We start from the raw sequence: 18438 nt of genomic DNA, 5'->3' as shown, positions 1-18438 counted from the left end.
CTGCACGGTGCACTGGCATGGGCAATGACGCCGACACCCGGGCCACGTTTTTCGTGGTTTTTTAAGAGTCCGTGCTGTAAACGATTTCAGGTGTTTGGACGTTATGCTCTTCCATCGAACAGCCCACCGGAGGAACCGCGCCATGCAGGCACGCCACCTGTTGACCGCCGCTGCGATGACCCTGGCCATCGCCGCCTGCAAACCGGCCCAGCAGGAAGCGCCGGCCAAGCCCAAGCCGCAGGTGATCCTGGTCGAGGCCGACGCACCGCCGCGGCCGATGAAGCCGGAACTGCCGCCGCTGTTCGACGATATCGAGCGCCGCACCTTCCAGTTCTTCTGGGATACCACCAATGAACTGAACGGCCTGACCCCCGACCGCTATCCCTCGCGTCCGTTCGCCAGCATCGCCTCGGTGGGCTTCGCGCTGACCGCCTACCCGATCGGCATCGAGAACGGCTGGGTCAGCCGCAACCAGGCCATCGACCGCACCCTGACCACGCTGAAGTTCTTCCGCGATGTGCCGATGGGACCCCAGCGCACCGGCAAGGCCGGTTACAAGGGCTTCTACTACCACTTCCTGGACATGCAGGAAGGCCGTCGCTACGACAGCTGGGTGGAACTGTCCTCGGTGGATACCGCGCTGCTGATGATGGGCGTGCTGTTCGCCCAGTCGTACTACGACGGCGACGACCCGCGCGAAAAAGAGATCCGGCAGATCGCCGACAGCCTGTACAAGCAGGTGGACTGGCCGTGGCTGCAGCAGCGCGCACCGCTCATCTCCATGGGCTGGTTCCCCGAAAGCGGCTTCATCGACCACGACTGGATGGGCTACAACGAAGCGATGATGGTCTACATCCTCGCCCTGGGCTCGCCCAGCCACCCGGTCAGCCCGGATGCGTGGACCGTGTGGACCCGCACCTACGACAACGACTGGGGCGTCTACCAGGGCCAGGAATACCTGTCCTTCGGGCCGCTGTTCGGCCACCAGTACAGCCACGTCTGGATCGATTTCCGCGATATCCAGGACGCGTACATGCGCGAACGCGGCAGTACCTACTTCCTCAACAGCCGTTCGGCGGCGCTGGCCCAGCGTGAGTACGCCATCGCCAACCCGATGAACTGGAAGGACTACGGCGAGAACGTGTGGGGCCTGACCGCCAGCGATGGCCCGCAGAACACCACCCAGGAATACCGCGGCGAGCAGCGCCAGTTCCGCCATTACTCCTCCCGCGGCGCAGGCCTGCGCGAGAACTTCGACGACGGCACCATTGCCCCGACCGCGGCGGTGTCCTCGATCGTGTTCGCACCGGAGGAAGTGATCCCGGCCACGGTGGAGATGCACAAGCGCTACGGCGACTACATCTATTCCAGCTACGGGTTCCTGGATTCGTTCAATCCCAGCTTCAACTACGACATTCCGATCAAGACCGGGCGCCTGGTGCCCGACCGCGGCTGGGTCGCCAGCGATTACATCGCCATCGACCAGGGCCCGATCCTGACCATGATCGCCAACTACCGCGATGATTTCGTCTGGGAAGTGATGAAGAAGAACCCGTACATCCGCAAGGGTCTGGAACGGGCAGGGTTCAGTGGTGGCTGGCTGGCGCCGGAAGGCGAGTTCCAGCCGCTGCAGCTGCAGAAGGATGAGAAGGCCGCGGCGGCGCGCGCGGTGGGTATCGCAGAATCGCGCGCGGCCGCCGCGCAGGAACAGAAGAACAATGCCAACCGCAACACTGGACAGGGGAAGTAAGCCGGTGCATCCCTGGACCCATCGCCTGCGCCGCTGGGCGCTGCCGCTGCTGGCCGTGCTGGCCGTTGCCGGCTGCGCCCGCACCGAGCAGGGCACCACCACCGTGCGCTTCTGGGCCATGGGCCGCGAAGCGGAAGTGGTCAGCGAGCTGATCCACGAGTTCGAAGCCGAGAACCCCGGCATCAAGGTGGATGTGCAGAACATTCCGTGGACGGCCGCGCATGAAAAGCTGCTGACCGCCTTCGCCGCCGATGGCCTGCCCGATGTCTGCCAGCTCGGCAACACCTGGGTGCCCGAGTTCGCCGAACTGGATGCACTGACCCCGCTGCAGCCGTTCGTGCAGCGCTCGACCGTGGTCGATCCGCAGGATTATTTCCAGGGCATCTGGGATACCAACGTGATCCACGGCGAGCTGGTGGGCGTGCCGTGGTACGTCGATACGCGCCTGATCTACTACCGCAAGGACCTGCTGGCCAAGGCCGGTTTCGACCACCCGCCGCGCACCTGGGCCGAGTGGGACCAGCAGATGGCCGCGATCAAGAAGATGCAGGGCCCGAACCGCTATGCGGTGCTGATGCCGATCAACGAATTCGAGCAGCAGCTGTCGCTGGCACTGCAGCAGCCCGACCCGCTGCTGCGCGACGATGACACCCGTGGCAACTTCGCCAGCCCCGGCTTCCGCCGCACCCTGGCCTTCTACTCGAACATGTTCGAGCAGGGCTGGGCGCCGAAGATGTCCGAGACGCAGATCTCCAACGTCTGGGATGAGTTCTTCCGCGGCTTCAACGTCTTCTACATCTCCGGGCCCTGGAACATCCGCGAGTTCAAGAAGCTGCAGCCCAAGGAACTGGAAGGGCAGTGGGGCACCGCTGCGCTGCCGGGCCCGGACGGTCCGGGCGCGGGCATCGCCGGTGGCACCAGCCTGGTGATCTTCCGCAAGTCTCAGCAGAAGGAAGCCTCGTGGAAGCTGATCGAGTTCCTGTCGCGGCCGGAAATCCAGGCCCGCTTCCATTCCATCATCGGTGACCTGCCGCCGCGTCGCAGCACCTGGAACGCACCTTCGCTGGCCGGTGATCCGCTGGCTGCGGCCTTCCGTGACCAGCTGGAGCGGGTCAAGCCCACGCCGAAGGTGCTGGAGTGGGAGCGCATCGTGCAGGAAATGCGCATTGTCACCGAAAAGGTGGTGCGCGGTGGCCTGCCGCAGGACAAGGCCGTGGAAGAGCTGGACCAGCGCGTGGACAAGGTGCTGGCCAAGCGCCGCTGGATGCATGAACAACAACGCCTGCAGGGCGGCGGTGCGCAGGCACCTGCCGATGCGCCGGCCGCAGCGGCCGGGAGCCCGCAATGAAACGTACTTCGCTTGCCGGCTGGATCTTCGCCGGCCCCTCGCTGATCGTGCTGGGCCTGTTCTTCGGCCTGCCGGTGGCCTCGGCGCTGGCGCTGAGCGTGACCGACTTCGATCTGTACGCCCTGTCCGACAGCAGCAACCTGCGGTTCGTCGGCCTGGGCAACTACATCGATCTGCTGCAGACCCCGATGTTCTGGAAGTCGCTGTGGAACACCACCTACTTCGTGCTGATCGGCGTACCGCTGTCGATCGGCGTGTCGCTGGGCGCGGCGATGCTGCTGAACGCACCGGCGGCGCGCTTCAAGGCGCTGTTCCGCACCGCACTGTTCGCCCCGGTGGTGACCACCCTGGTGGCGGTGGCGGTGATCTGGCGCTACCTGTTCCACACCAGCTACGGTCTGGTGAACTACGGCCTGGGCCACATCGGCATCAGCCCGATCGACTGGCTGGGTGACCCGAACTGGGCCATGCCCACCATCATGCTGTTCGCCGTGTGGAAGAACTTCGGCTACAACATGGTGATCTTCCTGGCCGGCCTGCAGGCCATTCCGCATGACCTGTACGAGGCCGCGCGCATCGATGGTGCCTCGCGCTGGAAGCAGTTCCTGCACATCACCCTGCCGATGCTCGGCCCGGTGCTGCTGGTGGTCGGGGTCATTACCGTGTCCGGCTACTTCCAGCTGTTCGCCGAACCCTACGTGATGACCCGCGGCGACCCACTGCAGAGCACCGTCAGCGTGCTGTATTTCATGTTCGAGGAAGGCTTCAAGTGGTGGAACCTGGGTCGCGCCTCCGCGGTGGCGTTCCTGCTGTTCCTGATCATCCTGGCGGTGACCACCGTGATGCTGCGTTTCGGCCGCAAGAGGCAGTTGGTATGAGTCGTGAAATCGGCCAGTCGCGCTGGCACCCGTGGATGGTCAATGGTGCGTTGCTGGTGCTGGCCCTGGTCAGCCTGGCACCGCTGCTGTGGATGGTCTCGGTCTCGTTCATGCCACAGGGCGAGGCCACCCATTTCCCGCCGCCGTTGCTGCCCTCGCACGTCACCACGCGCAACTACCTGGAGTTGTTCGCGCGCACCGGCATGGGCGGCAACTTCGCCAACAGCCTGCTGGTATCGCTGGCCATCACCCTGGGTTCGCTGCTGCTCAACACCATGGCCGGCTACGCCTTCGCCAAGCTGAACTTCGTCGGCCGCGAGCGCCTGTTCCAGGTGCTGATGGCCGCGCTGGTCATCCCGGCGCAGGTGGCCATGCTGCCGCTGTTCCTGCTGATGAAGCAGCTGGGCCTGGTCAACAGCTTCGGCGGCGTGATCGTGCCGGCCCTGGCCAGCGTGTTCGGCATCTTCCTGGTGCGCCAGTACGCCCGCTCCATTCCCGATGAGCTGCTGGAAGCAGCGCGCATCGACGGGGCAGGGGAGCTGCGCATCTTCTTCCAGATCGTGCTGCCGATGCTCAAGCCGGTGCTGGTCACCCTGGCGATCTTCACCTTCATGGGCGCATGGAACGATTTCATGTGGCCGTTGATCGTGTTGACCGACCAGGAGCACTACACTTTGCCGGTGGCACTGGCCACCCTCTCGCGCGAACACATCATGGACGTGGAAATGATGATGGCCGGCGCGGTGGTCACCGTGGTTCCGGTGCTGGCCCTGTTCCTGGTGCTGCAGCGGTACTACATCCAAGGTCTGTTGCTGGGGAGTGTGAAGGGATGAAGCGTGCGATCGCCGTTGGATTGGGCCTGCTGTGGTCTTCCCTGGCGATCGCCGCACCACCGGCGCTGCCCGCGCCGAAGGTGCTGGATGACTTCGACGACATCGGCGCATGGAAGCTGGTGCTGTCCGACCAGGTCAGTGGTTCGCTGCGCCCGGTCACCGCACCGGGCGGTGGCCGCGCGCTGTGCCTGGATTACGACTTCCACAAGGTCTCCGGCTATGTGGGCCTGCGCCGTGCGCTGAACATCGAATACCCGGTCAATTACCGCTTCGGCTTCCAGCTGCGCGGCGATTCGCCGGGCAACGACCTGCAGTTCAAGCTGATCGACGCCAGCGGTGACAACGTGTGGTGGGTCAACCGCCCCGGTTACAGCTTCCCCAAGGCCTGGACGCCGGTGGAGTACCGCCGGCGCCAGATCGACAAGGCGTGGGGGCCGTCGCCGGACAAGGAGATGGCGCGCAGTGCCGCGGTCGAGTTCACCATCTACAGCAAGGTGGGTGGGCGCGGCACCGTGTGCTTCGACAAGCTGACCCTGCAGGGCCTGCCGGCGCAGGACACCTCGCCGCTGCACCCGGCGGTGATTGCCGATACCGCGCCTGCGCTGCAGGACCGCATGATCGACGGCAAGAGCGATACCTTCTGGATCAGCGGCGGGGTCAAGCAGCAGACCATCAGCCTGGATCTGCACGACACGCGCGAGATCGGCGGGGCGGTGATCGACTGGCTGCCCAGTCTGGAAGCGACCCGCTACACCGTGCGCACCTCGCAGGACGGCCGCGACTGGCGCACCGTGCGTGAGGTGACCAATGGTGGCGGTGGCCGTGACTGGCTGGCGCTGCCCGACACCGACGCGCGCTATGTGCGCTTCGACCTGCAGGGCGGCCCGAACTGGCGCTACGGCATCCGCGACATCGCGCTGAAGCCGCTGGCCTTTGCGGCCACGCCCAACGCGTTCCTCTCGTCGGTGGCAGCAGACCTGCCGCGCGGCGCGCTGCCGCGTGCCTTCGTGGGCGAGCAGCCGTACTGGACCCTGCTGGGTCTGGATGGCGGCCAGGAACAGGCGCTGATCAGCGAAGACGGTGCGCTGGAGCCGGCCAAGGGCAGCTTCAGCATCGAGCCGTTCGTCCGCCTGGATGGCAAGCTGCTGGACTGGTCCAACGTGGCCATCACCCAATCGCTGCAGGACCGCTACCTGCCCATCGCCAACGTCGATTGGGTGCATGAAAAGGCCGGGCTGTCGGTGACCGGTTTCGTGCAGGGCACGCCCGAGCGCGCGCAGCTGATCGGCCGCTACCGCTTGAGCAACCCGGACAAGGTGGCGCACGAATACACCCTGGCGCTGGCGATCCGGCCGTGGCAGGTGAATCCGCCGACCCAGTTCCTGAACACCACCGGCGGCTTCAGCCGCATCGACAGCCTGGACGTGGGCGAGCAGCTGGTGCGCATCAATGGCGAGCCGCGGGTTTATCCGCTTCAGGCGCCCGATGCGCGCTTCGCCACCACGTTCGATGGCAAGCTGGACGCGATGCACCTGGCCAGCGGCAAGCTGCCCGGCACCACGGCGGTGAAGGACAGCACCGGGCTGGCCTCCGGCGCCTTGCTGTACACCATCAAGCTGGAGCCGGGGCAGAGCCGCGAAGTGGCGGTGGTGCTGCCGCAGACCGGCAGCTGGGCGCCGCAGGCGCTGGACGTGGCCAAGGCACAGCAGCAGGTGGCCGCGCAGTGGCGGCAGAAGCTGGGCGTGGTGTCGCTGCAGGTGCCGGCCGCCGGCCAGCCGCTGGTGGAAACACTGCGCACCGCCGTCGCGCACATGCTGATCTCGCGCGTGGGACCGCGCCTGCAGCCGGGCACGCGCTCCTATGCGCGCAGCTGGATCCGCGATGGCGCCATGATTTCCGAAGGGCTGCTGCGCATGGGCCGCAGCGATGCGGTGCGTGACTACGTGAACTGGTACGCGCCCTTCCAGTTCGAGAACGGCAAGGTGCCGTGCTGCGTGGATGCGCGCGGCAGCGACCCGGTGCCGGAGAACGACAGCCATGGCGAACTGATCTACAACATCGCCGAGTACTGGCGCTACACCGGCGATGGCACCTTCCTGGAACTGATGTGGCCGCATGTGCAGGGCGCCTACCAGTACATGGAACAGCTGCGCGCCAGCGAGCGCACCGAAGAGAACCGTGCGCGCAATCCCGCGTTCTACGGGATGATGCCGGCTTCGATCAGCCACGAAGGCTATTCGGCCAAGCCGATGCATTCGTACTGGGACAACTTCTGGGCACTGCGCGGCTACAAGGACGCGGCGATCATCGCCGCGCAGCTGGGCAAGGTCGAAGCGATGCAGATCAGTGAATCGCGCGACCAGTTCCGTGATGACCTGCAGGCATCGCTGCAGTCGGCCATGCAGCAGCACCGCATCGACTTCCTGCCCGGTTCGGCCGAGCTGGGGGACTTCGATGCCACCTCCACCACCATCGCCCTGGCCCCCGGCGGCGAGCAGGGGCGCCTGCCGCAGCCCGCACTGGACAGCACGTTCGAGCGCTACTGGAACGAATTCGTGGCGCGCCGCGACGGCAAGCGCGAATGGAAGGATTACACCCCGTACGAGTGGCGCAACGTGGCCGCGTTCGTGCGCCTGGGCTGGCGTGACCGCGCCTGGCAGGCCAGCCAGTTCTTCTTCAAGGACCGCGCGCCGCAGGCCTGGAACCAGTGGGCCGAAGTGGTCTCGCGCACGCCGCGCACGCCGTTCTTCGTGGGCGACCTGCCGCATGCCTGGGTGGCCTCGGACTTCGTGCGTTCGGCGCTGGACATGTTCGCCTACAACCGCGATGTGGATGACGCGCTGGTGCTGGCCGCAGGTATTCCCACCGCCTGGTTCCAGGGCGAGGGCATTGCCGTGCAGGGCCTGCGCACCCCGCAGGGGCAGCTGAACTACCGCCTGCAGCGCAACGACAAGCAGCTGGTGCTGGACGTGCAGCCGGGCCTGCTGCCGCCGGTGGGTGGCGTGGTGCTGCCGTGGCCCTACAGCGGCGAACCCGGCGCGGCCACGGTCAATGGCGAGCCGGCCGAATGGGTGGACAACGAACTGCACGTACACGCGCTGCCAGCGCGTGTGGAAATTGAAGTGCCCAGTGCGGTGCGCCGCGCCGAACGCAAGGGGCAGTAAACATGGCGTTGAAGCAGGGGAGAGCGCGCGTGGCACTGCGCGCCCTGGGGTTGGCCATGGCACTGGCATTGCCCGCGTGGGCGGTGGCGCAGCAGGCAGGTGAACCTGCCGTTGCGCAGGCATCGACCGCGCCCGGCATGGGCATGGTCACCTTCAACCTGCACCATGACCGCGAAGACTGGCCGACCCGGCGGCGCACGATCGTGGCCGAGCTCAAGCGCCTGCAACCCGATGCCATTGCACTGCAGGAAGTGATCCAGCGCCGCAACGTGCGCAACCAAGCCCAGTGGCTGGCCAGCCAGCTTGGTTACAGGTACGTCTTCGTATCCACCGATCCGGTGGGTGCGCCCAAGCGCTATGGCAACGCCCTGCTGACGCGGCGCCCGATCCTGGCCCACGGCGAGCACCTGCTGCAGCCGTTGGATGACTACCGCACCGTGGCCCACCTGCGCATCGACGTGGACGGGCAGGCGGTGAACGTCTATGCCACGCATCTGAACGAGCGCAGTGACGAGCGCGGCCAGGGCATCCGCCGCAGCCAGGTGGAGGACCTGCTGCGCTTCATCACCGAAACCTCGGCCGGTGCGCCGGTGGTGATTGCCGGTGACTTCAACGCGCTGGTGGATGCCGGCGACCTGAGCGAACTGCGCAGCCACTACGGTGACAGCTACGGCAGCGTGCACGTGAACACCGACCTGGCGGCGGTCAGTACCTTGAACCGGCACTATTACCAGGCGCCCTCGCGCATCGACCACATCTTCTTCCAGCAGGACCGGATGGTCGCGCGCGAAGCCAAGATCCTGTTCGACCAGCCCGACGACAGCGGTCGCTGGGCGTCGGACCACTACGGCGTGTGGACCCGCCTGCAGTTCGCCCCGCCCCGCTGATGCCACGGGGCTTCATGCTCTGGTAGGTGCCAACCTTGGTCGGCACAGTCCTTCGACGCGCATTGAATCCATGGCGCTCTGGTAGGTGCCAACCTTGGTTGGCACGGACGCATCCGCGTGCGGTAAATCAAAGGCGCTCTGGTAGGTGCCGACCTTGGTCGGCACGGACATATCCGCGTGCGATGAATCAAAGTGCCAACCAAGGTTGGCACCTACCAAGCAAGTCCCTCTCAGTGCGTGGTGAATCAAATGCGCTTTGGTAGGTGCCGACCTTGGTCGGCACGGACGCATTCGCGTGCGGTGAATCAAAGTGCCAACCAAGGTTGGCACCTACCAAGCAAGCACGGACGCACCTGCGCGCGGTGAAGCAAAGGCGCTCTGGTAGGTGCCGACCTTGGTCGGCACGGACGCATCCGCGTGCGGTGAATCAAAGTGCCAACCAAGGTTGGCACCTACCAAGCAAGCACGGACGCACCTGCGCGCGGTGAAGCAAAGTGCCAATCACGGTTGGCAGCGACCAAGGCCGTACGGGCCGCACAAACAAAAACGGCGGGGATCATCGATCCCCGCCGTTTCGCTTTCACGCGATCAAACAACGATCAGTTCGCCGGCGGCGTGCGCTTGGCGGCTTCTTCGTCTTCGTCCGACGCCGGGGCCTCGGCAGCCTGGCTGGCCGAATCGGCGTGGCCATCGGCCACCGGGTCGATCGACGGCGTCACCACGGCTTCGACCGGCGCGGCGGCTTCGACCGGAGCGGCCTCCAGCACGACCGGGGCGACCGGCTGTTCAACAACCGGCTGAACGTCCACGACCGGCGCAGCTTCAACGACCGGAGTAGCGATCGGGGCGGCTTCGACAACCGGAGTCGGTTCAACGACCACCGGGGTGGCGGCGGTCACGACCGGAGCGGCTTCCACCACCGGAGCGGCTTCAACCACGGCCGGGGCCGCTTCGGCCACCGGGGTGGCTTCAACCACGACCGGCTTCACCTCGGCCACGGGGGCGGCGGCAACCGGCTGCACCGGGGTGGCCGCATCGATGGCATCCAGCATGCTGGTCTGCACCGGGGTCGGCTTCGCCTGTTCCGGCTGCGGGGCGGCTTCGCGGGCCACCGGCACGTCCACGGACTGCACTTCGGTAACGGCTTCCAGTACGGCGCTGCTGACCGCAGCCACCGGTGCGGCAGCGGCAACAGCGGCCGGTGCGCGCGCGGGCTTTTCGGCCTCTACGCTGGCCGGCTCGATCTCATCGTCGAAATCGAACTCGGGCTGCGAACGCGCCGGCTGCTGGGCAGCGACCGCAGCGGGCGCGCTGCTGTCGCGGTTCGGTTCGACCACGTCCTGGTCTTCGCCTTCGTCACCTTCGTCCTGGTCATCGCCCAGCACGTCGGCGCCGTTGGCGTTCTCGGCGCCACCGCGACGACGACGACGGCCACCGCGACGGCCGCGGCGACGGCGGGTTGCGCCTTCGCCGGCCTGCTCGCCGTTGGCCGCATCGGCTGCATCGGCCGTAGCGTCTTCATCGCCGGCAACCACGCCTTCGGCCTCAACGGCCGGGGTCGGGGTCGTGTCAGCGGGGGCCGCGACCTGCGCTGCCGGAGCGGCAACCGGGGTCGCCACCGGTGCGGTGGCTTCCTGCGCGGTGACCACGTTGGCGGCCACGGCAGTGGCGGCGACCGCGGCGGCCGGCACGGCGTCCACGGCCTCTTCGGCGGCGTTGCGCTGCGGCTTGTCGGTCGGCTTCTCGCCATCCTGCGGACGCGGCTGGCGCGGCTGCTTCAGCTTCGGCTGCTGCTGGCCCTGGCCCGGGTTGGGGTTCTGGCCCTGCTGCTCGTTGCGCGGCTTGTTCTGCTGCGGCTGCTGCGGTTGGGCAGCGTCCTTCTGCTGCTTGCCCTGCTGCGGCTGCTGCGCGTTGCCGTTGTTGTTGTTGTTGTTGTTGCGGCCGTCCTTGCGCTGTTCGTTGCGGTCCTTGCGGTTGCCGCCATCCTTCTGCGCGTTGCCATTGCCGCCGTTGCCACGGTTCTCGTCGCGACGGTCCTTGTTACGGTCCTTGTTGCGATCCTTGTTACGGTCCTTGCGCTGGCCGCCGTCGTGCTGCGGCTGGCGCGCGGCCGGGGCCGGGGCAGCGGCCGGGGCCGGTTCGCCACCAAAGATGCGCTTCAGCCAACCGACCACGCCGCCGCTGCTGGCAGCGGCCGGGGCAGCCGCAGCCACCGGGGCCGGGGCCGGCGCAGCGGCCGGTTCGGCTTCGGCACGCACCGGGGCCGGCGCAGTGTGCTTGACCTGGGTGACCGCCGGCGGCGGGATGTTCAGCTGGCCCTTGGTGAGGGCATGCACCGGCAGCTTGCGCGGGGTGCCGCGCTGGTAGCTGGGCTTGTTGCTCTCTTCACCCAGCTCGTTCTCGCGCAGGCGGGTAACGGTGTAGTGCGGGGTGTGCAGCTGCTCGTCGGCAACGATCACGATCGGCGCTTCGTGGCGGCGTTCGATCTCGCGCAGCGCGCTGCGCTTCTCGTTCAGCAGGTAATTGGCGATCTCCACCGGGGCCTGGACCAGCACCTGCCCGGTGTTCTCCTTCATCGCATGCTCTTCGGCCACGCGGATGATCGACAGCGACAGCGACTCGACGCTGCGCATGCGGCCATGGCCATCGCAGCGCGGGCAGACGATCTGGCTGGATTCGCCCAGGCTCGGGCGCAGGCGCTGGCGGCTCATTTCCAGCAGGCCGAAGCGCGAGATGCGGCCGACCTGCACGCGCGCACGGTCGTACTTCAGCGCGTTGGCCAGGCGGTTCTCGACCTCGCGCTGGTGCTTGTTGGACGCCATGTCGATGAAATCGATCACCACCAGGCCGCCCAGGTCGCGCAGGCGCAGCTGGCGGGCCACTTCCTCGGCCGCTTCCAGGTTGGTCTGGAAGGCGGTGTCTTCGATGTCGCTGCCCTTGGTGGCGCGCGAGGAGTTCACGTCCACGGCGGTCAGCGCTTCGGTCTGGTCGACCACGATCGAGCCGCCCGACGGCAGGCGCACGTTGCGCTCGTAGGCACCTTCGATCTGCGATTCGATCTGGAAGCGGTTGAACAGCGGGATGTCGTCCTTGTAGTGCTTGAGCTTGCGCAGGGTCTGCGGCATCACCTGCTGCATGAACTCCTTGGCGTGCTCGTACATCTCCTCGGTGTCCACCAGGATCTCGCCGATGTCGGCGCGCAGGTAGTCACGCAGGGCGCGCACGATCAGGCGCGATTCCTGGTAGATCAGGAACGGGGCCGGCTTGCTCAGGGCGGCTTCGGCAATGGCGCGCCAGACGCTCAGCAGGTAGTCCAGGTCCCACTGCAGCTCTTCGGCATCGCGGCCGACGCCGGCGGTGCGGATGATCACGCCCATGTCGTCGGGGATGTTCAGCTTGTCCAGTGCGTCTTTCAACGCGGCCCGGTCTTCGCCCTCGATGCGACGGGAGACACCGCCGGCGCTGGGCGAATTGGGCATCAGCACCATGTAGCGGCCGGCCAGGGAGATGAACGTGGTCAGGGCGGCGCCCTTGTTGCCACGCTCTTCCTTGTCGACCTGCACGACCACTTCCTGGCCTTCCTTCAGCAGTTCGCGGATGCCGGCCTTGTTGTGGTCGACGCCGGCCTGGAAGTAGTCGCGGGAGATTTCCTTCAGCGGCAGGAAGCCATGGCGACCGCCGCCGTATTCGACGAAGGCCGCTTCCAGCGAGGGCTCGATGCGGAAGATCCGGCCCTTGTAGATGTTGGACTTCTTCTGTTCCTTGGACGGCTGCTCGATATCGATGTCATACAACGACTGGCCATCGACGATGGCAACACGCAGCTCTTCGGCCTGCGTGGCGTTGATCAGCATTCGCTTCATTCTTGCGTTCCTCGCAAGCGGCTACCGCGCGGAACGCCATGGGGTTTCGCCTCTGGATACGGCTCGCCGCCCATTCGCGCATGCGCGGGGAGGGCAGCTTCGGTTTCCAGCGCTACGACACCACGGCAGGCCGCGGGAGCGCTTCACTCTTATGGGTTTTGGGGTGTTGCAGGGCCGCAGGCAGCTGTCAGCCAGGCTGGAGCGCCACGCGGGACATGTTCAGCTCGGTTGCGTGTCAGGCATCCGGCGATGGCCGGGAAGGCCGGTGAGCCGCTAACATGGCCGCCCCGCGGGCGGTGGTCGCGCACTGTGCCGGATTCGTCGGAAGCTGGGCTTCTGGCCCTGAGTAACTTCCAACGAAATCAATCCCTTATCTCGCCCCCCGAGTGTAACAGAATAAACAGCCCGATGACTGCATCAGACCCCACCAAGCCGGCCGGCGACAAGCCTTCCGTGCGCATGATCACCGTTCCCGAGGACCGCGCCGGCCAGCGGCTGGACAACTTCCTGCTGGGCCAGCTGAAGGGCGCCCCGCGCAGCCTGGTCTACAAGCTGGTGCGCAGCGGCCAGGTGCGCGTCAACGGCGGCCGTGCCAAGGCCGAACGCAAGCTGGAGGCGGGCGACGAGGTGCGTGTGCCGCCGGTTCGTCTCACCGAGGAAGGAGACAAGGCCGGCCCGCCCGAGGCGTTCATGCGCCGCCTGGAGCAGGCGATCGTGTTCGAGGACGCGCGCCTGTTGGCCCTGAACAAGCCCACCGGCGTGGCCAGCCACGGCGGCAGCGGCATCAGCTTCGGCGCCATCGAGACCCTGCGTGCGCTGCGCCCGGGGCAGACCCTGGAGCTGGTCCACCGGTTGGATCGCGACACGTCGGGCCTGCTGATCGTGGCCAAGAAGCGTTCGGCGCTGAGCGAACTGCAGGCCCTGCTGCGTGAAGACCACGGCGCCGGCATCCGCAAGCGCTACCTGACCCTGCTGGCCGGGCGCATGCCCGACGGTGTGATGACGGTGGACGCCCCGCTGCACGTGGGCCTGCGCCAGGGCGGCGAGCGCCATGTGCAGGTGAACGCGATCGGCAAGGAATCGATCAGCCACTTCCGCGTTCTTGAACGGCGCGGTGGGCACTCCTACTGCGAGGTGCGCATCGAAACCGGCCGTACCCACCAGATCCGCGTGCATGCCCAGCACCTGGGGCACCCGGTGGCTGGTGACGATAAGTACGGCGATCCTGCCGTCAACAAGCGGCTTCGTGAGCAGATTGGGCTGAAGCGCCTGTTCCTGCACGCGGCCTCGCTGGAGTTTGCGCTGGACGCGGGCAAAACCCCGTACGTGCTGAACGCGCCGCTGGCCGAAGAACTGGTGGAAGCGCTGGACCGCCTGAAGTAGCCCGTGTAGCGTCGAGCCATGCTCGACGGCTCTTCGGCCGGTTGCGCGGCAAGCCAGTCGAGCAAGCTCGACGCTACGGGGCCGGGGCGGTAGACCCACGCCATGCGTGGATGCGCCGTGCGGAGGCCGTCACCACTTGAACAGCACCAGGCTGATCGCCAGCGTGCCCATGCCGGCCACCAGCCCGTACACGGTCTCGTGGCCCTTGGCATAGCGTTTGGCCGCCGGCAGCAGCTCGTCCAGCGCCAGGAACACCATCACCCCGGCAATCAGGCCGAACACCCAGCCGAACGTGGCGTGCGACAGCGCGCCCTTCAGCAGGAAATAACCGATCACGGCACCCACCGGCTCGGCCAGGCCCGACAGCAGGCTGGCGGCGAAGGCGTGCAGCTTGTTCTGCGTGGCGAAGTACACCGGCACCGCGATCGCGATGCCTTCGGGAATGTTGTGGATGGCGATGGCAAACGCCAGCGGCATGCCCACCGACGGGCTTTCCAGGGTGGCAAAGAACGTGGCCAGCCCTTCCGGGAAGTTGTGCGCGGTGATGGCGATGGCCGTCAGCAGGCCGACCCGCTTGATATACGCCTTGTTGTTGTCGCGGAACGCCGGGTCCTGCTTGTCCAGCGTCTCATGCGGGTTGGGGATCAAGTGGTCGATCACCACGATCGCCAGCATGCCCAGCAGGAAGGCTGCCGTGCCGTAGGTGAAGCCGCTGCGCTCGCCGTAGGCCAGCGAGAACGAGTCGATGGCCTTGTTCAGGATTTCCGACAGCGAGACATAGACCATCGCGCCGCCGGCGAAGGCCAGGCCAAAGGCCAGCAGGCGCGGGTTGGGCCGGCGCGAGAACAGCACCAGCAGGCTGCCGATGGCTGTGGCCAGGCCGGCCGCCAGGGTGACGGCCAGCGCCATCCAGATGTTTTCAGGGGGGATCTGCAGCATGTGCCGACGCGTTCCAGGGGGGCAGTCGACCGCCCCGGCACGGGCCGGGGCGGCAAGGGCGAGGCGGGCGTCGGCTGGCCTCGTCGCAGTCAGCGCGATCAGCCGCCGCGGCGGGCGCGCTCTTCAATGGCAAAGCACTGGTCGGGCTTGGGCTGCGGCGGGTTGAAGCTGACCGGCACCTGGATCGTGGCCGGCACCGCCGCCCCATTGCGGGTGGCGGCCTTGAACTGCCAGCCCTGCACGGCGGTGCGGGCCAGTTCGTCCAGCTGCGGGTTGCCCGCGCCGGTCAGCAGGGCCACGTCGCTGGGCTTGCCGTCGGTGCCGATCACCACCTTGAAGGTGCTGGTGCCGCCCACGCCCAGGCAGGCCAGTTCCAGCGGGTACTGCGGCGGCGGTGTCTTCACCGCGGCCACTTCGGTGGGCGGCGCGGCCGGCGCCGCCGGCGGTTCTGCGCCGCCGCAGCCGGCCAGGCCGGTGGCAGCCAACAGGGAAAGGCTCAGCAGTCGCACATTCATCACTTTTGCTCCGTCAGGGCCGAAGTCTTGGCCGCGCAGATGAAGTCGTTTTCGCTCAGGCCGCCCACGTCGTGGGTGGAATAGCGCACGACGGCACGGTCGTAGTGCACGCCCAGGTCCGGGTGGTGGTCCTCGTGGTGGGCGATCCAGGCCAGCGCGTTCACGAAGGCCATGGTTTCGTAGTAGTTCTTGAAGCGGAAGGTACGCAGCAGGGCCTGGCCGGCCTCGGCCAGCTCCCAGCCCGGCACCTGCGGCAGCAGCTCGGCCAGGCGGGCCTCGCCCAGCTTGTGGTCGCTGCCCTTTCGCGGCACGCAGTGCGCCTGTGCCAGCGGAATCAGGTCGGACATGGGTTCCTCCACCTCGTGTTGACTGAACAATGCGCCGGACAGTGTATAAATCGAATGAGCGGCCGACGCTGACTTGGCTAGAATAGCCTGATGATCCAGATCTCCGACACTGCCCAGACCCATTTCCGCAAGCTGATCGAACGTGAGGGCGTGCCCGGCATGGGCGTGCGCCTGAGCGCCGTCGATCCCGGCACCCCGCGCGCCGATGCGCGCCTGGAGTTCGCCGAGCCGACCGATCTGCTGGGCGACGAATGGGCCGTGGATTGCGACGGCTTCACTCTGTACGTCGACGCCACCAGCGTCGGCTGGCTCGATGGCGCGGAAATCGACATCGTGCCCGGCACCGCCGGTACCCAGCAGCTGACCATCAAGGCGCCGCGCATCAAGGGCGAAGCGCCCGGCGAAGCGGCTTCGCTGGTGGAGCGCGTGCATTGGGTGGTGGAAAACGAGGTGAACCCGCAGCTGGCCTCGCACGGCGGCAAGGTGGCCGTGCAGGAAGTTTCGGCCGACGGCGTGGTGCTGCTGCGCTTCGGTGGCGGCTGCCAGGGCTGCGGCATGGCCGATGTCACCCTGAAGCAGGGCATTGAAAAGACCCTGATGGGCCGGGTGCCGGGCGTGACGGCGGTGCGTGACGCCACCGACCACGACAGCGGCCACGCGCCGTACATTCCCCGCGGCAACGCCGCCTGACCGGCACCGCGTGCCTCTGCCCAGGGCTGAGCAACTTGTCGATGTGCTGCTGGCACGCCAGCAGCAGCGTCTCATTCTCGAAAAGCACACCCGCCTGCCGTATGGCTGGGCGATCTGGCTGCGCTCGCTGAAACCCCTGCCACGCCTGTTCCATGCCCGCGATGTGATTGCGGTGCTGCTGCCGCGGCCGCTGCCGGGGCGTCCGGGACGACTGCCGGCACTGTCGCCGTGGAATGCGGCGCGCCGCCTGTTCTGGCAGGACTGGGAGCCGGCGCCGCGTGACCAGCGCTGGATGCGCTGGACCTCGGCCGTGCTCAGTGCCTTGCTGCACCTGCTGTTCTTCCTGCTGCTGCTGTGGGTGGCGGTGATCCGCACCACCGAGCCCGATGCGGACGGCGCCGAAGGCGAGCGGGTACAGATTGAATTCATCGGTGCCGGCGCGCAGGAGGGCGGTGGCGACCAGGCCGGTGCCGAAGCCGCCGCTGCGGCAGCGCCAGCCGGTTCCAGCGCCGCCAGCGGTGCGCCCGGCGGTGCTGCCACTGCACCGCAGCCGCAACCGCAGCCCGTTCCGCCCGCACCTGCAACGCCCGCCGCGGCGGCTGCGGTGAGTGCGCCGCCGGTGGCAGAGCCGGCGCCCGCGGTAGAGACCGCGCCGCCGCCTTCACCGGTGCAGGCCACCGAGGTCGCTGAGGTCACGTCCGATTTCGTGGTGCCGCCAGTGACCGTGCCGCGTACCGAAGTGAGCGTGGTGCCGCGCAGTGTCACCCCCAGCGTGACCGAGCGCAGCGTGCCGCTGCTGCAGGCGCCGGCCACCCCTACGCCCGTGGCACCGACGCAGGTGGTGGTGCAGACGCCTGCACCGCGCGATATCCAGGTGCGCGAGCGCGAAGTGGCCGTGGTGGATGCACCCGTGCTGTCGCCGCAGCCGATGCGCAGCGTGGAAGTGCCGGTGTCGATGCCGCAGCGCGAAGTGCAGGTGCGCGAACGCGAAGTGCAGGCGGTAGTTGATCCGCAGGTGCGCATGGCGACCGTGGCCGGCCGCGAGCCGACCGTGCGTGCGCCACAGGGCCGTGACGTGCAGGTGCGCGAGCGTGCGGTCGCCCCGGCACCGGCTGCCGCGCCGTCGTCGGCCACCGGTAGTGGCGCTGCGCAGGCCGCGGCAGACTCAGCCCAGAGCGCGGCGGCGCAGAGCGCGGCCAGCACGGCGGCCAATGCTGCGCCCGCTGCCGCAGCGAAACCGGCACAGTCCGGTGCGCGGCCGGCGCCGACACCGGGCAACTGGGCCACGCCGGCGCGCGGCGACGATTGGGGTGCATCCAGCCGCAATCGTGACGGTGCCACGCAGGGCAGCAGCCAGGCCAGCCGCAGTGGCCAGGGCGAGGGCCTGTTCAACGCCGACGGCAGCGTGCGCGTGCCCGGCCAGGAGGGCACGGGCGCGGCCGAGCGCGGCGCCCCGGGCGGGGCCAATGATGGTTGGAGCAAGGAGCGCATCGCCCAGTCCGGCACCTGGCTCAAGCGGCCGCCGTACGACTACACGCCCACCTCGTTCGACAAGTACTGGGTGCCGCAGGAATCACTGCTGGCCGAATGGGTGCGCAAGGGCATCAAGGCCATGGAGATTCCATTGCCGGGCACCAGCACGAAGATTTCCTGCGTGATCTCGATCCTGCAGGCCGGTGGCGGCTGCGGCCTGAGCGACCCGAACATGCAGGACCAGCCGGCGATCGCGCGACCGCCGCCGGATATCCCGTTCAAGAAAGAACTACAGGAAGATAACGGCAGCCGGTAACGGGGCTGCCGCGCTGGTAGATCCACGCCATGCGTGGATGACTCGCCGAGGC

Annotated in this window: 13 protein-coding genes; 9 read left to right on the top strand and 4 right to left on the bottom strand. The window is 67.4% G+C overall.

Translation table 11 applies throughout. The features are described from left to right. The first annotated feature begins 142 nt into the window (after nucleotides 1-142). The 6 genes from C1933_RS12920 to C1933_RS12895 are packed head-to-tail and all read left to right on the top strand — an operon-like array spanning nucleotide 143 to nucleotide 8860. Nucleotides 143-1750, top strand: coding sequence for a glucoamylase family protein (locus C1933_RS12920; protein ID WP_108750094.1), 1608 nt, complete (start codon nucleotides 143-145; stop codon nucleotides 1748-1750). A gap of 46 nt (nucleotides 1751-1796) precedes the next feature. After that, on the top strand, nucleotides 1797-3098 hold the full coding sequence (locus tag C1933_RS12915) for a sugar ABC transporter substrate-binding protein (RefSeq protein ID WP_234414732.1): 1302 nt from the start codon (nucleotides 1797-1799) through the stop codon (nucleotides 3096-3098). Beyond that, nucleotides 3095-3976, top strand: coding sequence for a sugar ABC transporter permease (locus tag C1933_RS12910; RefSeq protein WP_108750093.1), 882 nt, complete (start codon nucleotides 3095-3097; stop codon nucleotides 3974-3976). The genes C1933_RS12915 and C1933_RS12910 overlap by 4 nt, the downstream gene beginning before the upstream one ends. Then, complete coding sequence (locus tag C1933_RS12905; RefSeq protein WP_108750092.1) at nucleotides 3973-4809, top strand: carbohydrate ABC transporter permease; 837 nt, start codon at nucleotides 3973-3975, stop codon at nucleotides 4807-4809. Before C1933_RS12910 ends, C1933_RS12905 begins: the two co-directional genes overlap by 4 nt. Further along, nucleotides 4806-7973 carry a discoidin domain-containing protein gene (locus C1933_RS12900; RefSeq protein ID WP_108753595.1) on the top strand — a complete coding sequence of 1056 codons (3168 nt, stop codon included), beginning with the start codon at nucleotides 4806-4808 and terminating at the stop codon, nucleotides 7971-7973. Before C1933_RS12905 ends, C1933_RS12900 begins: the two co-directional genes overlap by 4 nt. 2 nt (nucleotides 7974-7975) lie before the next feature. Continuing rightward, complete coding sequence (locus tag C1933_RS12895; RefSeq protein WP_108753594.1) at nucleotides 7976-8860, top strand: endonuclease/exonuclease/phosphatase family protein; 885 nt, start codon at nucleotides 7976-7978, stop codon at nucleotides 8858-8860. Nucleotides 8861-9459: 599 nt separating this feature from the next. On the opposite strand, the gene C1933_RS12890 is transcribed toward C1933_RS12895, so the two are convergent. Further along, nucleotides 9460-12723: an Rne/Rng family ribonuclease gene (locus C1933_RS12890; protein ID WP_108753593.1), complete on the bottom strand. Its 3264-nt coding sequence runs from the start codon at nucleotides 12721-12723 to the stop codon at nucleotides 9460-9462. A gap of 408 nt (nucleotides 12724-13131) precedes the next feature. Here C1933_RS12890 and C1933_RS12885 point away from each other — a divergent pair, with 408 nt between their 5' ends. Beyond that, nucleotides 13132-14106: an RluA family pseudouridine synthase gene (locus C1933_RS12885; RefSeq protein ID WP_108753592.1), complete on the top strand. Its 975-nt coding sequence runs from the start codon at nucleotides 13132-13134 to the stop codon at nucleotides 14104-14106. Nucleotides 14107-14235: 129 nt separating this feature from the next. Here the strand turns inward: C1933_RS12885 and zupT are convergent, their stop codons facing one another. The 3 genes from zupT to C1933_RS12870 form a co-directional block, all read right to left on the bottom strand. Next, nucleotides 14236-15045, bottom strand: a complete 810-nt coding sequence (gene zupT, locus C1933_RS12880) for a zinc transporter ZupT (RefSeq protein WP_108750087.1) — start codon at nucleotides 15043-15045, stop codon at nucleotides 14236-14238. A gap of 98 nt (nucleotides 15046-15143) precedes the next feature. Continuing rightward, nucleotides 15144-15560: an energy transducer TonB gene (locus C1933_RS12875; RefSeq protein WP_108753591.1), complete on the bottom strand. Its 417-nt coding sequence runs from the start codon at nucleotides 15558-15560 to the stop codon at nucleotides 15144-15146. Then, nucleotides 15560-15907, bottom strand: a complete 348-nt coding sequence (locus C1933_RS12870) for a 4a-hydroxytetrahydrobiopterin dehydratase (RefSeq protein WP_108750085.1) — start codon at nucleotides 15905-15907, stop codon at nucleotides 15560-15562. Before C1933_RS12870 ends, C1933_RS12875 begins: the two co-directional genes overlap by 1 nt. 90 nt (nucleotides 15908-15997) lie before the next feature. Between C1933_RS12870 and C1933_RS12865 the strand changes: the two genes are divergently transcribed. After that, complete coding sequence (locus C1933_RS12865; protein ID WP_108753590.1) at nucleotides 15998-16597, top strand: NfuA family Fe-S biogenesis protein; 600 nt, start codon at nucleotides 15998-16000, stop codon at nucleotides 16595-16597. Nucleotides 16598-16607: 10 nt separating this feature from the next. Further along, nucleotides 16608-18386, top strand: coding sequence for a hypothetical protein (locus tag C1933_RS12860; protein ID WP_108753589.1), 1779 nt, complete (start codon nucleotides 16608-16610; stop codon nucleotides 18384-18386). Nucleotides 18387-18438 lie beyond the last annotated feature (52 nt).

It is taken from the genome of Stenotrophomonas sp. ZAC14D2_NAIMI4_6 (assembly GCF_003086875.1).
In the GTDB taxonomy this organism is placed as follows: Bacteria; Pseudomonadota; Gammaproteobacteria; order Xanthomonadales; family Xanthomonadaceae; genus Stenotrophomonas.
This window is presented reverse-complemented; position numbering and strand designations above follow the sequence as displayed.

Excerpts from the sequence above, each read along its gene's own strand:
- C1933_RS12865 (WP_108753590.1), top strand. The coding sequence starts at position 15,998 with ATGATCCAGATCTCCGACACTGCCCAGACCCATTTCCGCAAGCTGATC.
- zupT (WP_108750087.1), bottom strand. The coding sequence starts at position 15,045 with ATGCTGCAGATCCCCCCTGAAAACATCTGGATGGCGCTGGCCGTCACC.
- C1933_RS12870 (WP_108750085.1), bottom strand. The coding sequence starts at position 15,907 with ATGTCCGACCTGATTCCGCTGGCACAGGCGCACTGCGTGCCGCGAAAG.
- C1933_RS12900 (WP_108753595.1), top strand. The coding sequence starts at position 4,806 with ATGAAGCGTGCGATCGCCGTTGGATTGGGCCTGCTGTGGTCTTCCCTG.
- C1933_RS12895 (WP_108753594.1), top strand. The coding sequence starts at position 7,976 with ATGGCGTTGAAGCAGGGGAGAGCGCGCGTGGCACTGCGCGCCCTGGGG.
- C1933_RS12885 (WP_108753592.1), top strand. The coding sequence starts at position 13,132 with ATGACTGCATCAGACCCCACCAAGCCGGCCGGCGACAAGCCTTCCGTG.
- C1933_RS12905 (WP_108750092.1), top strand. The coding sequence starts at position 3,973 with ATGAGTCGTGAAATCGGCCAGTCGCGCTGGCACCCGTGGATGGTCAAT.
- C1933_RS12875 (WP_108753591.1), bottom strand. The coding sequence starts at position 15,560 with ATGAATGTGCGACTGCTGAGCCTTTCCCTGTTGGCTGCCACCGGCCTG.
- C1933_RS12910 (WP_108750093.1), top strand. The coding sequence starts at position 3,095 with ATGAAACGTACTTCGCTTGCCGGCTGGATCTTCGCCGGCCCCTCGCTG.
- C1933_RS12890 (WP_108753593.1), bottom strand. The coding sequence starts at position 12,723 with ATGAAGCGAATGCTGATCAACGCCACGCAGGCCGAAGAGCTGCGTGTT.
- C1933_RS12920 (WP_108750094.1), top strand. The coding sequence starts at position 143 with ATGCAGGCACGCCACCTGTTGACCGCCGCTGCGATGACCCTGGCCATC.